We start from the raw sequence: 15,053 nt of genomic DNA, 5'->3' as shown, positions 1-15,053 counted from the left end.
TTATTTCCTTTTGATCAGGCTGCTTTCCAGAACAATATCTCTGATGAGTGCTTCGTGGTAATAATACAGATTGTTGTCTTCACTCATCTGATTTTCCATGATAATAATGCTTACATCGGAGCCGGGAACATAGACATTCAGAGATGCAAAACCATCACCAAGACCTGTGTGTCCCAAATAAGGAATACCATTATATTTCACGATACGCATATTATAACCGTAACCTGATTTCTCTTTTCCAAATACATCGTGCTGTGATAGAATTGATGAAGTAGTCATCAATGTATAACTTTTAGAGCTCAGAATTTTCCCTTTATGAAGGAGTGAATTCCAGACTGCCATATCTTCTGCTGTTGTAACCACACCGTCAGCAGGCATATTTTCATCAGTGATGAATGAATTTTCAACAGGAGTAAAATTATTATCCTTATTTATATGTCCCAACACCAGATTTCTGCGGTTATCTTTTGAATAGCAAAACGTATTCTTCAGATGAAGTTCTTTGAACAGATCAGTAGCCTGCTGGATATAAGATTTACCGGAAGTCTTTTCAACGATCTTTCCTAAAAGGATATTCGACAGGTTTCCATACTTAAATTCTGTGCCGGGTTTAAATAATAAAGGTTTCTCTACATCAGCAATTCCATGGGTATGATTTAAAAGCTGATGAACAGTAACCGAGTCTGCCCAGGGCTGGGTCAGGGAAGGAAGATATTTTTTGATTGGTGCATGCAGATCGACTTTTCCTTTTTCAAATTGTTTTAATAGTAATACAGAAGTGATCTGTTTGGTATTGGACATGATCTCAAACTGGTCATCCATTTTCAACGGAATTTTCGTCCGGCTGTCTTGAAAACCATAAGCTTTTGAGTATTTGGTTTTTCCGTTTTGCGTAATCAGAACGACTCCGTTAAATGGCCTGGGAGAAGTTGGAGATTGTATTAAACTGTCAATGCGTCTGGCATAGTCATCTTTGCTTTGGGCATACGATACGGATGCAGAAAAAAGAAATGCTGTAACGCAGAAAATTCTGTTAACCGGGTTCATTGGGCTTAAAAGTTTAGATTGGGTGTGATAGTATAGAAAACCAAAAATAAGCTTTAAAATAATACGTGATCAGAAAACTTTGAAATAAATTTTTTAGAATCATGATTCATCTGTAAATAAAGAAAACCGACTGTAGAACTACGGCCGGTTTTTATTTTTCTGATAATTTTTTTATTATTTTTGAACGAGTTCAGCTCCGAAAACTTCTGCAAAGTGCTTTCTGATTTTTCCTTTCAGATCTTCCATTTCTTCAGGTGAAAGTTCTCTTTCAAGCTCTCTTTTTACGGAAGTCACCTGTTTGTCTTTAATACCACATGGAATAATGTATTCAAAATACCGCATATCCGTGTTTACATTCAAAGCAAAACCATGAAGGGTAACCCATCGCGATGCTTTTACACCCATCGCGCAGATCTTTCTGGCATAAGGTTTTCCAACATCCAGCCATACACCGGTTTCTCCCGGGGAACGCTCGCCTTTAATACCGAATTCACCAATAGCCCTGATGATCACTTCTTCCAGATTTCTCATATACAAATGAATATCGGTAAAGAAATTTTCAAGATCCAAAATAGGGTAGCCAACGATCTGTCCGTATCCGTGATAAGTGATATCTCCGCCACGGTTCACTTTCACGAAAGTAGCGTCTATTTCCTTCAGTTTGTCGATACCCGCAAGCATATTTTCTTCATGACCGCTTTTTCCCAATGTATAAACATGAGGATGCTCTACCAATAACAGGTGATTTGGAGTCGTGATGTGTTGTTCTTCAGGCAAATCACGGTTTTTTATCTTGGTATCAATGATGTTTTTCATCAGGCTTTCCTGATAATCCCAGGCGGGCTGATACTCTTTTATACCCAGATCTTCAAATTCTACCGATTTATTTTGATTTGTATTCATACGTTGATGTCTGTTTTCTTAAATGGTTATGAAATTATAACCTCATACCATTTTTTGACATACAAATTTAGTGAATTTTACCCTTATACAGCATGGATAAAATCTATGGCAGCATTCTTCCAGTCTTTATTGTTTAAAAGTGTACTAACGAAGGCAGTTCCTATAATCCCGCCGGCAGCTTTTTCCGTTACATTCTCAAAATCCTCCTTGGATTTGATCCCGAAACCGATCATCACCGGATTTTTAACAGGAAGAGAGGCCAGCTTTGACAGATAGGTTTCATTTTTCAGAACGGCATTGTCATTTCCTGTAGTTGATGAGGAACTTACCGCATACAGAAATCCAGAGCTTAAAGAATCCAAATACAAAATCCTTTCATCGGAAGTTTCAGGAGTAACCAGAAACGTAAAATTAAGGTTATACTTTTTTAAGATCTGCTGATAATTATTTTCAAACTCAATAGGCGGCAGGTCGGGAATAATCAGCCCCGAAACACCACTTTCCGAACATTCACGACAAAACTCTTCAAATCCAAAACTCAAAACAGGATTGATATATCCCATCAGGATAATAGGAATATGAATGTCATCCTTTACTGTTTTCAACTGGGAAAACAGTTTTTCAATGGTCATTCCGTTTTTTAGTGCCAATTCGTGGGCCTGTTGGATCACCGGACCGTCTGCTACGGGATCAGAATAGGGCATCCCGATTTCCATCATATCAGCACCGGCATCCTGGATGAGTTTTATAATATCAGCGGTATCTTCGAGTTGCGGAATTCCTGCTGTGAAGTATATGTTTAGTTTTTTCATTTCTTTGGCATTTTTAATAATATATGATAGAGATTAGTAGTTTGGCCTTCTCTATTATGAGTAGTTAAAATCAATTTATTATTTGTATATTCTGTTTTTAATTCTAAAAGTTCTTCCTTCTTATAGATAAAATTAAAAGAATTAATATGCTCAATATATTTTTTATGAAAATTTTCAAAACCATAGTTCTGGATGTTACAATACACTATCAGGAATTTATTATAAAGTCCTTTTGAATCATATTTATTTTCTAATTTATAAATATGCTTTTCTATTTCTGACTTATTAATTGAATCGAGATTTAGCGCTTCAACAAAAATTTCACAATTATTATGTATAATAACTCCGTCGACACTACCAGCTTTTATTCCAGTGTTAGATTCTCCATATGTAGATTGCTCGGTCGTAAAATATTTGGTAGATAGTATATCTAATATCTGTTTGGTTCTTGTATCCTCATCTTCATTCCAAAATTTTTTATTTTCCTGCATTTTATAGCAAGCATTCAAAATATCTTTTACTATTGAATTTTGAATTTCATCAAGTTTTGATAAAATTGGAGTTATTTCATTAATAAATTCTATTTCATCTTGAAGCCATTCATTTAATATCTCTTGGAAAACCTTTTTTTCTTCGTCTAATTTATTAGGAATATATCCATGTGTTAACTTTTGCTTTCTCTTTTCTACGATTAATTCTAATTTTAATTTTTCAATATCATCTAGACTAAATTGCTTGACTAACGATTGTAAGTTAATTGAACAAATGATATCATTAGTAATATTTAATAAAGTGTGAACTAATTCTTCTTTTTCCAGAAAAGTAATTGTTGTTAAACCTGTGTATTTATTTGTTATAGCAGTTTTACAAGGGGGGAGTTGTTTAGAAAACCTATTTTTTAGTGATAAAAAAATGCTTAAATCAAAAGGAAAAACCTCAAACCACTTATTATAAGTACTTAAGGTATCATTAAAATTAATTGTTGAGTTATTTTTATTAAACCTTTTATCTTGTAAATAAGTTAAAATTTCTGAATATTTTTCACTTTCTTTTTTGTGATGCTCTAAATATTGTATTACATAATCTAAATATGAACTTAAGAACAAGGCTTCCCCATAACCTTGAGGAAACTGCCCAAAACTTAAAATAATATAATCAATAAAATCAATGATCTCTTTTTTCCAGTCTTCATTTTCAATATAATTTAAAATATGATCATAAGTATAAAATAATTTATCAGTGAAAAGCTTTGGATAGTTCTTAAAATCTTCCTTATTAAACCATTCTTCGAAAACTAATTTTTTATGATTTTCGCAGCAATTAGGAAATTTTTGAAATCTTATACTGATTTCATTAAGTACATGCAAATAATTTTTTTTGCAATTTTTACATTTTTGGTGTTTATGATTTTTATATTTAAATCTTTTAAAATCTGTATATTTTATATAAATCTTACCTGAAAATTCATAAATAAAATCCCCACAATAATTATGGGCTATTATATCTCCTATAAAAAAATTAGATGCTGTATTCATTAAGCTAAATTACGTAAATATGTTTCCATATCCTTATCTCCACGTCCGCTCAGGCAGATCACGACAATATCGTCTTCACCGAATTTCTTTTTGTTTAATACAGCCAGAGCATGTGAGCTTTCCAGTGCAGGAATGATGCCTTCCAGTTTCGTCAATTCAAAAGCGGACTGTAAAGCTTCCTCATCATTGACGCTAAAGAATTCTGCCCGTTTTTCCTTAAACAAATGAGCATGGAAAGGCCCGATTCCCGGATAATCAAGTCCCGCAGAGATAGAGTGGGGCTCAATCACCTGCCCGTCCTCGGTTTGCATCACAAGACTTTTGCTTCCATGAAGAACACCTAAGGTTCCCAAAAAAGTTGTGGCTGCCGATTTTCCTGAATCTATTCCCAATCCGCCGGCTTCTGCAGCAATAATTTTTACCTCTTTTTCTTCCACGAAATGATAAAAAGTTCCTGCAGCATTGCTTCCTCCACCTACACAGGCAATTACGTAATCAGGATTTTCTCTCCCGATTTTCTCTTTCAGCTGTTCTTTGATTTCCTTTGAGATAATACTTTGAAATCTGGCCACCAGATCAGGAAAAGGATGAGGTCCCACCACGCTTCCGATGACATAATGTGTTGTCACCGGATTATTGATCCAGTCGCTAAGGGCTTCATTTACTGCATCTTTCAGGGTTTTAGAGCCTGAGGTTGCTGGAATCACTTCTGCACCCAGCATTTTCATTCTTGCCACATTCGGAGCCTGTCGCTGGATGTCTATTTCTCCCATATAAACGATGCATTCCATGCCCAGCAGAGCGCAAGCCGTAGCCGTGGCCACACCATGTTGTCCGGCACCTGTTTCTGCAATAATTCTTGTTTTTCCGAGGCGTTTCGCTAATAAAACCTGCCCCAAAGCATTGTTGATCTTATGGGCTCCGGTATGGTTGAGGTCTTCTCTTTTCAGATAAACCTGAGTATTATATTTCTGGCTTAAATTCTTAGCAAGATAGAGTGGTGTAGCACGTCCGACATAATTTTTAAGCAGATCCTGATATTCATTCTGAAATTCTTCAGATTCTATGATCTCCAAATAATTTTTCTGCAGTTCTTCTACATTCGGATAAAGCATTTCAGGGATGAAAGCACCTCCGAATTCACCATAATATCCGTGTTCATCAGGGTTTTTATAATTCATTGTATTATTTTTAGTCATTAAATAAGTATTTTCTGAGTATCACCTTTAATTTGACATTCCGTCGCTCAGCGTATTGATAAATTGTATGTTGTAATTCCGTTGCTGTCTTGTGATCAGTTTTTTATGATGAAGTAATTCAATTTTACTGATCAGGTCAATCAAGGTGGCTGTATCTATTTTTGAATCATACATTGTAACGGCAATTTCCAGATTGTCAATTAAGAAATAAGGATCTGAATCTTCATAGAGCAGAAAAATTTTAGCATAAATCTTTCCCAGGTCGTATTTAACATTCGTTTTGACGTGGCTGTCTAAAAACTTGTCAGAAATAATCACAAGATAATAGCTGTTCCACAGACTGATTCTTTCAAAAAAATACTGGATATCATCACCATCAAAAATTTTGATAATATCTATAAATTCCTGCAACTGTTTATCAATGGACCAGTTCTCTGCATCGCTGTCATTCTGTGAAACAAAATTGTACAGAGCCTGAATTTTTTCATTCCCGAACTTAGGCGGAAATAAGGTTTTATAAAATGTTTTTTTTAGCAAATGAATGTTCATCATCTTGTGTGTATTTTTTTGCTGTTCTTTTCAGAACGCTTTCGAAATGAATTTTCTTATTTTTTCCAGGTCTTTAATTCCCGGTTTCAGTTCAAACTTTGAATTAATATCGATTACAAAAGGTTTTTTTTCCAAAAGGCGGATATTTTCAATGTTCTCCTCTGAAATTCCACCGCTCAGAAAATAGGGAAGTGGAATTTTCAGTTCATTCAAGACCGCCCAGTCAAACTGCTTTCCTGTCCCTCCGAATGCCTTGCTGTCCGTGTCGAAGAGAAAATAATCGACAACTGAAGCATGAGAAATAATTATTTTTTCTATTTTTCTCCTCGTTTCCTGATCATTACTTCCGATCCTGATGACTTTTATAATTTTAATTTCCGATCTGAGGTTTTGTTTTAATCTGATCACAAAATCTTCATTTTCGTCACCATGAAGCTGCACGATATTTAATCCTGCTTTTTCTGCAATATCTGTAATGATCCCGATCTCTTCATTGACAAAAACTCCTGTTTTTCCCAAATGATTGATTTGCGAAATATCTTCCAGACTCAAATGATTCAAAACATATCTTGGTGATTTTTCATAGAAAATAAAACCGAGAAAATCTGTTTTCATGGAAATCAGTTCATGAATTTGATTTAATTGGGTCAATCCACAAACTTTTAGTTTTGGCTGCTGGTTTTTATTCATTGCTAGATTGATAAACCGTTACAGTGCTACATTAGAAACAAATTCAGCGAATTTATTTGCCGGATCTTCATTCTTCATAAAATATTCTCCCATCAGAAAACCGTCAAATCCTTTTTCCTTTAAATATTTAAAATCTTCTATACTGTAAATGCCACTTTCTGCAACAGACAGAACATCTTTTGGGAGCCGATCTTTTAAAAGGACGGAATGCTGAAGATCAACCTTAAAATCCTTTAAATTCCTGTTATTGATGCCGACAAGATCAATTTTAGAATTAAAATGATTCAGTTCGTCTTCTGTATGGATTTCGAGAAGAACTTCCAGATCCAGCTGATGGGCCAGCTCTGTAAATTCCAAAACCTGATTGGGCGAAAGGCAGGCGGCAATCAGTAGAACAGCATCGGCACCCATATTTTTGGCTTCATAAAACTGATATTCATCTACCATAAAATCCTTTCTGAGAATAGGAATATTGATATGGTTTCTTACATTTAAAATATCATTAAAACTTCCTCCAAAAAAATCAGTGTCTGTCAGAATAGAAATTCCGGAAGCACCAAAACTTTCATAGGCAGAAACGACTTTTAAAGGCTGAACTTTATCATTAATGATTCCTTTTGATGGGGATTTTCTTTTAAATTCAGCAATAATTCCGCTTTTATTTTTGACAGATTCTTTCAGAGAAAAACTTTTCCTTCCAAAAAAATCAGAATTCTTCAGATCATCAAGTGAAATTTTCGCTTTTGAAACGGAAATTTCTTCCTTTTTTCTTTCAATAATTGTATCGAGTATTGTCATTTTTTAATTAGAAGTTAGAGGTTAGAAATTAGATGTTAGACATGTCGGAGAATAGTTTAAAGTTTCAACTATCAACTAATATCAGCAACTATCAACTGATTAATTATCAAATTAACCATTCACCAGTAATTCAAGGCTCCTCAATGCTTTTCCACTTTCGAGGCTTTCTTTTGCCAGTGCAAGGCAATCTTCGTAGGTTCCGAATTTCTTAGTGTGAAAAAGAGCTGTAGATGCATTTGCTAGAACTACTGCGTTTTGTTGTACCGAGCCTTTTCCTTCCAGGATATTTCTAAAAATTTTTGCCGATTCCTGAGGTGTTTCTCCCGCCTTAATACTTTCCGGGCTTACGGATTCAAATCCCAGATCTTCAGCAGAGTAGATCTCTTCACCGCTTTTCGTAATAATTTTGCTGTCTTGGGTAAGACTTATCTCATCATAACCATCCAATCCGTGTACAAGGATAAACTCGCGTTCTTCTTTCTGTAATAGATATTGGTAAATTCTTGCAATCTCTAAATTGTAAACTCCAATTACGGAATATTTCGGTTTTGCAGGATTGACAAGCGGGCCCAGAAGATTAAAAAATGTTCTTAATCCTAAAGCCTTTCTTAATGCACCAACAGACTGAAGAGCCGGATGAAAATAAGGAGCATGAAGGAAGCAGATATTGGCTTTTTCAAGATCTTCATTCAGCTGGTCAGAATTTTTTTTGAACTGATAGCCGAGTTCTTCCATCACATTGGATGACCCTGTAGTAGCAGATGCCCCGTAATTTCCGTGTTTGGCAACTTTCTGGCCAGCTCCGGCAACGACAAAGCTTGCCAGCGTTGATATATTGATAGTGTTTTTACCATCACCTCCGGTTCCCACAATGTCCATTGTGTCATCATGGTCAAGATATACAGGAGCAGCCATTTGTAGAAGAGCTTCTCTGAAACCTTCCAGTTCCTTCAAAGTAATATTCCGCATCAGGAAGACACTGATGAATGCAGTAACTTCTGCAGAATTAAATTTATTCTGGGCGATCTCGATCATCATTGCCTTTGCCTCAGATTTGGAAAGGGTTTGATGATTGAACAGGTATTGAAGGATCTCTTTCATCTGAGGTGCTTTTATAGGTGTTTCTGTAGTTTTCAATTTAAAAGAAAGTTTTTGATTATCACTTCCCCGTCAGGAGTTAAAATACTTTCAGGATGGAACTGTACCCCGTGAACATCATAGGTTTTATGCTGCAGGGCCATAATCATTCCGTCTTTATCTACAGCGGTAATTTCCAGCTCTTCCGGAAAACCTTCCGGATTAACCGCCCAGCTGTGGTATCTTCCCACTTCCATTCCTGAAGCCAGGTTTTTGAAAATTTTAGTGTTTTCTTTAACCAGTTCGGCAGAAGTGGCCACTCCATGAAAAATTTCAGAAAGATTGATCAGGCTTCCTCCAAAAGCTTCTGCAATAGCCTGTTGTCCAAGACATACACCCAGAATACTTTTAGTAGAAGCATACTCTTTGATCAGATCCAGTAGAATTCCTGCTTCTTCGGGAATTCCCGGGCCTGGAGAGAGGATAATTTTATCATATTTTCCGATCTCTTCCAAGGTGATCTGATCATTTCTTACCACATCCACCTTTTGATCCAGAATTCTTTCAATAATCTGGACAAGGTTGTATGTAAAACTGTCGTAGTTATCAAAGACCAGAACTTTCAGTGGTCCGTTGGTTACCGGTTGATTTATATCGTTGTTCATTTTTTTGTTTTTAATTGTTGGGTAGGAGTTAAAAGTTGCTGCTAACTCAATACTATTTTACTTGCTTTGTCTACCGCTTTTTTTAAGGCGTTTAATTTATTGTTCACTTCCTGCAGTTCACTTTCAGGGACTGATTTTGCGACCAGTCCGGCTCCTGCCTGATAATAAAGGGTATTGTTTCTGCTTAAAAAAGTACGGATCATAATAGCTTGGTTGCAGGTTCCGTTTAATCCTATCATGCCTATGCATCCGCCATAATAACCTCTGGAATCCTTTTCATACTGATTGATCAGCTGAAGGGCTTTATGTTTGGGAGCCCCGCTTAAAGTCCCTTGCGGGAAGGTTGCGGAAACCATATCAAGAGGATTGAGGTTTTCAGGAAGATCAGCTGTGACTTCACTTACCATATGAATAACATGGGAGAAAAGCTGGATCTCTTTCAGTTTGGTAACAGTTACATTTTTGCCGAGCTTACCAAGATCGTTTCTTGCTAAATCTACCAGCATGGTGTGCTCTGCATTTTCTTTCGGATCATTTTTTAATGCTTCAATAGACTGGAGATCAGTTTCCAGATGTCCGGTTCTTTTAAACGTTCCTGCAATAGGATGAATAATGGCTTTATTGTCTTTGATGATCAACTGGCTTTCAGGACTGGAACCAAATAATTTATAGTTTCCATAATCGAAAAAGAAAAGATAAGGGGAAGGATTGATATTCCTGAGCGCACGGTAAACATTGAATTCATCCCCTTTGAATTTCTGTTCAAACCTTCTGCTTAAAACGAGCTGGAAAACATCACCTCTCATACAGTGCTTCTGCGCCGTTTTTACCAGTTCAATATATTCTTCATCCGTAAGATTAGAGGTCTCACTATCAATTTTTTCGAAAGGATAGACCGGAGTGTTCTGATTTCTGATCAGGTTTTCCAGAAGATAAAGTTCAGATTTTAACCCAGGAATTTGATTTTCAATAATATGCATTTCGTCATTGTAATGATTGATTGCAATAACATATTGGTATAATCTGTAACGCAGAATCGGGATCTCTACTTCCGGGCTCTGTGGTTTTAAGCTGATGTCTTCAAAAAACTGCACGGCTTCAAAACTGGTATATCCAAAAAGACTCTGAGCGGTCTGTTCAATAGGATCATGAGTGATTTCGCATTCGAAAGTACTTTGAAAATCATCAAAAATATCGGTGATATTACGTTCCCCAATCAGCTGCTTCACAGGATCTGAACCCGGTAGCTTAATTTCAAATTCAGTAAGGTTTTTAACCTCAATTCCTGCCACAGCATTTACAGCAATAAAAGAGAAATTATTATCAATATTCTTAGAATCTGAGCTTTCCAGAAGGATCGTATCCCTGAATCTGTCTCTGATCTGAAGATAAATATTCATGGGAGTATAAAGGTCTCCCAGTGTTTTTTTTGAATTGGTTTTTATTTTTATTTTCTGAGTGGTCATCTGACTTGTATTTTTTGTTTTGGATGAAATAAAAAAGGCTTCAACGGAATCCGTCAAAGCCTATATATTGTTTATTTTAATTATTCTGCTATCTCGTTAGCAACATGACAATACCTCCAGACCCGACGAAGAGTTTGAAAGCCACCACCAAATATTGTTGCTCATATTAAACATGGGACAAATGTAGAAATTTTTTTAATATAAAAACAAAAAATGGCAGAAAATAAAAAAACTTAATTTTGAAATTTTCTATTGAAGCTGCTTCAATTCATTTTTTAATTCCTCAATTTTTGTCTTGTATTGATCACTGTCATAGTGTTTTACATATTCTTCCAGAGCTGAAATATATTCTTCAATAAATTCCTTATTGGTTCTGTCAGCCTCGTATTTGATCTTCGCAGAGTTCACCGGGGCCATTTTTTCATACTGCAGCAATGCGTTTCCTTCTTCAGACTGATAATAAAGAATCACAATGTTTTTCTCATATCCCGGAATATATTTTACCGGAAAATGCTGTTCCGTCCTTGGGATCCTGATGGCATTTTCAATCGGATAAATAGTAGCACTTGTTGTTGAAAAATAAGTAGATACATATTTTCTATCCTGCTTTTTTACAATGGCTTCATAATCATGAATATACATGTCATTCAGTGTGGAATTGGTTTCCACATCAGAGGTGATGACGGCTGTACTTTCTACGCCGTATTTATTTAAAAACCAGGCATTCAGATACTGTCCGGCAACACCGTTCAGAATAGCAAGAGGAAGAATCGGAGCGAGAAACCATGCCTTTTTGGTAACATAAGAAAGTAAACCAAAGAATACTAAAAGTATGATCACCGTGTAAAAACCGTGATGACTGGTGAAAAACAGAATTTTGGATATAAAGATCATTGAAGTTTTGTTAAGTTAAAAAGATAAGCAGATAAAATTGATTTGCCTTATGAGTAATGAGGGATTATTTCTAATTCTATTATATTTTTGTTATGTATTTTGTACAAAGGACCTGTTTTTTTGTTTTCCAATTTAAATTTCATAATTCCTTTTATTTCAAATAGTTAATATTTTCAAATATTGTAGAATTAAGTTGATTGTTGTAAAAAAATAATTAGATTTTATCGTGCTCTTGATTTTAATTCTTCAGAAAGTTTATCAGTACTGGTGCCATCTTTCTTTATACCTTTTGCCAATTTATATACCAATCCCAATCTTATCCAATGTGTATCAAAATTTTGGGTAATATTTGATATTTGATTTTCTATAATTGAGGTATTTTTAACAGTATAAGTTCTGAATATATCATACCAACTAAAGACACTTTCAGTTTATTATCAAAGAATGATTTACTAATTCCAATATTTGCGGTAAACAGGTCTTGTGTCTTATATGGACCTTGAATAAATGGAGTTCTATAATCTGTTGTAAATTCCAATTTTAAAGTCTTAGGTAATGAAAAAATATTAGATACAACCATTTGACCAGACCAGATACTAGAATTTATATTTATGGTATTATCACTTATTCTATTATATAAAATGATTCCATTTAAATTCAGATTCCACCATTTGAGTGGCTGTAATGAAATATTAGAACTAAAAGATAATGAATTGCTTTTATTTATATTTATTGGAGTAAGTATGGTTGAAGTATTGTCATTATCCTGAATAGGAGTTTGATATATTTGATTTTTATTAATAAAATAGGCAATACTAAAAATATATTTATTTTTCAGGATATATTGCACCTCTAATTGGTGTGAAAAGCTGGGCTTTAATTCAGAATTTCCTACGAGTCTTGTATATTGATCCACATAATAAACAAACGGCATTAGATTTCTAAATTTTGGACGATTAATCCTTTTATTATATGATAAACTAAAACTGTTATTTTTTGAAGGGTTATAAGAAAAATTGAAAAAAGGGAATAAATTGATATTATCCCTTTTCAAAGTGAAGTTATTTTTTTCATCTACGCCTTTCAAAGGATTATATTCTAATCTGCTTCCAACGGTAAAACTCGTTTTATTAAAATTTTTATTATATTGAATGTAACTTCCAAAAATCCATTCATTATACTCGTATTTATCTGATTTAGAAAGGGAAAATACTGAAGATTCATAGAAATTATTTTCACTGTCTATACTTTGATAGATTGCTTTCGCTCCTGTTTCAAGTTTTGATAAGGAGTCTAATTTTATTTCATAATCGAGCTGAGAAAGAACTATATTTACTTTATTGGGAGATTCATTTTGTAAATCATCATAAGTATGAGTTGCAGGATATTGTAAGGAAGAAAGAAAGGAATTATTTTTTATCAATTATCATGTGATAACTAACGCCACTAATATATAAAATATTTTAATATAACAACATGTAGTGAGTTAAATTATGAATATTTTTAAAAAAAATATTCATAATTTAGGGAACTATTATCGCTTGATATCACTAATAAACATCTTACTTTTTTATATATGGAAATGAAATTAAATAAAAGTTCTTCACTCAATTATCAGCACTTTCGCTGAATTAAAATTAATAAATGTGAAAGTTTAATTATCCGTATCTTGTATCTAAAAATAATCTTTTGGCTATGCAATTATTCTTTTGACTGTTTTATATACAGTAAAATCTTATTAAATGGGAAAATGTCAGTAATTTAAAAGCTTATTTTTTATACTTTTGTCTAAATTTTATAGAAAAAATAATGAGAAAAGTATTAGCACTTGCATTTATCGGAAGTTTATTCGTTGTAAACTGTTCTAAGAAACCAGACAATAATCTACAGGACAGTAACACTATGCTTGAGGAGCCTGAGGCTACAACTGTGGTAGATTCTACAGCGAAGACAGTAACTCCCGCTGCATCCACAACACCTTCACCAGCTACTCCTGAAGCCGCTAAAACAGATTCTGCTGCAGCAAAAAAATAATGAAGAAATTCCTTTTGGCAGGAACTGTAGGATTTCTGATCCTTTCCTGTTCTAAAAAAGAAAATACGGAGGTACCAAGTATGCCTTCCGAAACATCCGCTGTTTCGGAACCGGCGAAGACTAATCTTTCAGGTGACCAGATCATCGAAACATTAGACTGTTCAGGATGCCATGCCGTAAATGAGAGAATGATAGGACCTTCTTATAAGGAAATTGCAGAAAAATATTCTGAAAAAGATATTGAACTGCTGGCTTCCAAAATCATAGAAGGGGGAAGCGGAGTTTGGGGAGGTGTTCCGATGGCTCCTCATCCACAGGTGTCTAAAGAAGATGCTAAAAAAATGGTAGAATATATTCTGAGTCAGAAAAAATAAATATGTCTACCGAAAAATCCAGTCTGCACACAAGAAATCTGCATCGCAATCCTTATGATTTTGATCAGCTTATTTCTTGTGTGCCAGAACTGAAACACTATGTTTTCGTTAATGCTTATGAAACGCAAACTATTAATTTTAGTCTTCCCAAAGCGGTAAAACTGCTTAATCAGGCATTACTTTTACATTTTTACCATATCAAAGACTGGGATATTCCCGAAACCAATCTTTGTCCGCCTATTCCCGGACGGGCTGATTATATCCATTATATCGCCGATCTTATCGCCGGACAGCAGCCCGAAATCCCGACAGGAACTTCTGTATCGGGTTTGGATATCGGAACAGGAGCGAACCTTGTGTATCCTTTACTGGCCCACAGATCTTATGGATGGAAAATGTTGGGAACAGATATTAATAAAGCTTCTTTGGAAAATGCACAGCATATTTTAGATCATAACCAGGATGTATTATCTGCTATTCAATTAAAACAACAGCCTGATTCCAATCATATCTTCAAAAATATCATCGAATCTGGAAACCGTTTTACATTTTCTATGTGTAATCCTCCATTTCATGATTCCGAAGAATCTGCGCTGAAAGGAAATCTCAGGAAAACAAAAAATATCAATAAATCAAAGGCTAAAAAATCTCTCCTTAATTTTGGCGGACAACAGTCAGAATTATGGTGTGAAGGCGGAGAAATTGCTTTTATCTCAAAAATGATTGAAGAAAGTGCTCAGTATAGTTCGCAGATTCTTTGGTTTACTTGTTTAGTGTCTAAAAAAGATAATCTGCATAAACTAACAACTCTTTTAAAGAAGGTCAATGCATTAGATATAAAAACCATTGATATGGCTCAGGGGCAAAAGATAAGCAGGATGCTGGCCTGGACATTTATTCCTCAGAAGGAAAGGGAAGGATGGATATAAAAATGTCACTGGTCAATTTTGCTGCGCAAGTCAATAGTGAATTATAATTTACCAAAAAGTTCACTGTGAAGCAGATTTACT

General features: G+C 34.7%; 16 protein-coding genes. 3 read left to right on the top strand and 13 right to left on the bottom strand.

The window, feature by feature from the left end; translation table 11 throughout:
- From ACMGDK_RS05355 to ACMGDK_RS05295, 13 genes are all read right to left on the bottom strand, one after another.
- Positions 1 to 1,047 carry a serine hydrolase domain-containing protein gene (locus tag ACMGDK_RS05355; protein ID WP_436806979.1) on the bottom strand — a complete coding sequence of 349 codons (1,047 nt, stop codon included), beginning with the start codon at positions 1,045 to 1,047 and terminating at the stop codon, positions 1 to 3.
- Between the two features lie 174 nt (positions 1,048 to 1,221).
- Entirely contained in the window at positions 1,222 to 1,950 is a 729-nt protein-coding gene (gene lipB, locus ACMGDK_RS05350; protein ID WP_436806978.1) for a lipoyl(octanoyl) transferase LipB, read from the bottom strand.
- A gap of 83 nt (positions 1,951 to 2,033) precedes the next feature.
- Complete coding sequence (gene trpA / locus ACMGDK_RS05345; protein ID WP_436806977.1) at positions 2,034 to 2,762, bottom strand: tryptophan synthase subunit alpha; 729 nt, start codon at positions 2,760 to 2,762, stop codon at positions 2,034 to 2,036.
- Positions 2,759 to 4,297 carry a hypothetical protein gene (locus ACMGDK_RS05340; protein ID WP_436806976.1) on the bottom strand — a complete coding sequence of 513 codons (1,539 nt, stop codon included), beginning with the start codon at positions 4,295 to 4,297 and terminating at the stop codon, positions 2,759 to 2,761. The genes trpA and ACMGDK_RS05340 overlap by 4 nt, the downstream gene beginning before the upstream one ends.
- Complete coding sequence (trpB, locus tag ACMGDK_RS05335) at positions 4,297 to 5,478, bottom strand: tryptophan synthase subunit beta (protein ID WP_436806975.1); 1,182 nt, start codon at positions 5,476 to 5,478, stop codon at positions 4,297 to 4,299. Before trpB ends, ACMGDK_RS05340 begins: the two co-directional genes overlap by 1 nt.
- A 45-nt stretch (positions 5,479 to 5,523) precedes the next feature.
- Complete coding sequence (locus ACMGDK_RS05330) at positions 5,524 to 6,048, bottom strand: hypothetical protein (protein ID WP_436806974.1); 525 nt, start codon at positions 6,046 to 6,048, stop codon at positions 5,524 to 5,526.
- Between the two features lie 27 nt (positions 6,049 to 6,075).
- Entirely contained in the window at positions 6,076 to 6,735 is a 660-nt protein-coding gene (locus tag ACMGDK_RS05325) for a phosphoribosylanthranilate isomerase (RefSeq protein WP_436806973.1), read from the bottom strand.
- An 18-nt stretch (positions 6,736 to 6,753) separates the two neighbouring features.
- Complete coding sequence (gene trpC, locus ACMGDK_RS05320) at positions 6,754 to 7,533, bottom strand: indole-3-glycerol phosphate synthase TrpC (protein WP_436806972.1); 780 nt, start codon at positions 7,531 to 7,533, stop codon at positions 6,754 to 6,756.
- Positions 7,534 to 7,644: 111 nt separating this feature from the next.
- Positions 7,645 to 8,634, bottom strand: a complete 990-nt coding sequence (trpD, locus tag ACMGDK_RS05315; RefSeq protein ID WP_436807255.1) for an anthranilate phosphoribosyltransferase — start codon at positions 8,632 to 8,634, stop codon at positions 7,645 to 7,647.
- Between the two features lie 32 nt (positions 8,635 to 8,666).
- Positions 8,667 to 9,236 (bottom strand): anthranilate synthase component II, encoded by a 570-nt coding sequence (locus tag ACMGDK_RS05310; protein WP_436807254.1) that lies wholly within the window; start codon positions 9,234 to 9,236, stop codon positions 8,667 to 8,669.
- Positions 9,237 to 9,316: 80 nt separating this feature from the next.
- Entirely contained in the window at positions 9,317 to 10,741 is a 1,425-nt protein-coding gene (locus ACMGDK_RS05305) for an anthranilate synthase component I family protein (RefSeq protein WP_436806971.1), read from the bottom strand.
- Between the two features lie 249 nt (positions 10,742 to 10,990).
- On the bottom strand, positions 10,991 to 11,635 hold the full coding sequence (locus ACMGDK_RS05300; protein WP_436806970.1) for a hypothetical protein: 645 nt from the start codon (positions 11,633 to 11,635) through the stop codon (positions 10,991 to 10,993).
- Between the two features lie 364 nt (positions 11,636 to 11,999).
- A complete protein-coding gene (locus ACMGDK_RS05295; protein WP_436806969.1) occupies positions 12,000 to 13,058 on the bottom strand; it encodes an outer membrane beta-barrel family protein in 1,059 nt (352 codons plus the stop codon).
- Positions 13,059 to 13,444: 386 nt separating this feature from the next.
- Between ACMGDK_RS05295 and ACMGDK_RS05290 the strand changes: the two genes are divergently transcribed.
- Genes ACMGDK_RS05290 through rlmF form a run of 3 tightly spaced genes read left to right on the top strand, consistent with a single transcriptional unit; the run spans position 13,445 to position 14,972 of the window.
- Entirely contained in the window at positions 13,445 to 13,669 is a 225-nt protein-coding gene (locus ACMGDK_RS05290; protein WP_436806968.1) for a hypothetical protein, read from the top strand.
- Complete coding sequence (locus ACMGDK_RS05285) at positions 13,669 to 14,043, top strand: c-type cytochrome (RefSeq protein WP_436806967.1); 375 nt, start codon at positions 13,669 to 13,671, stop codon at positions 14,041 to 14,043. The genes ACMGDK_RS05290 and ACMGDK_RS05285 overlap by 1 nt, the downstream gene beginning before the upstream one ends.
- 2 nt (positions 14,044 to 14,045) lie before the next feature.
- Complete coding sequence (rlmF, locus tag ACMGDK_RS05280; protein WP_436806966.1) at positions 14,046 to 14,972, top strand: 23S rRNA (adenine(1618)-N(6))-methyltransferase RlmF; 927 nt, start codon at positions 14,046 to 14,048, stop codon at positions 14,970 to 14,972.
- Positions 14,973 to 15,053 lie beyond the last annotated feature (81 nt).

Origin of the sequence: Chryseobacterium hilariae, assembly GCF_051400735.1 — a bacterium.
GTDB lineage: Bacteria > Bacteroidota > Bacteroidia > Flavobacteriales > Weeksellaceae > Chryseobacterium.
The sequence above is the reverse complement of the archived record's forward strand: the minus strand, read 5'-3'. Positions and strand labels throughout refer to the sequence as shown.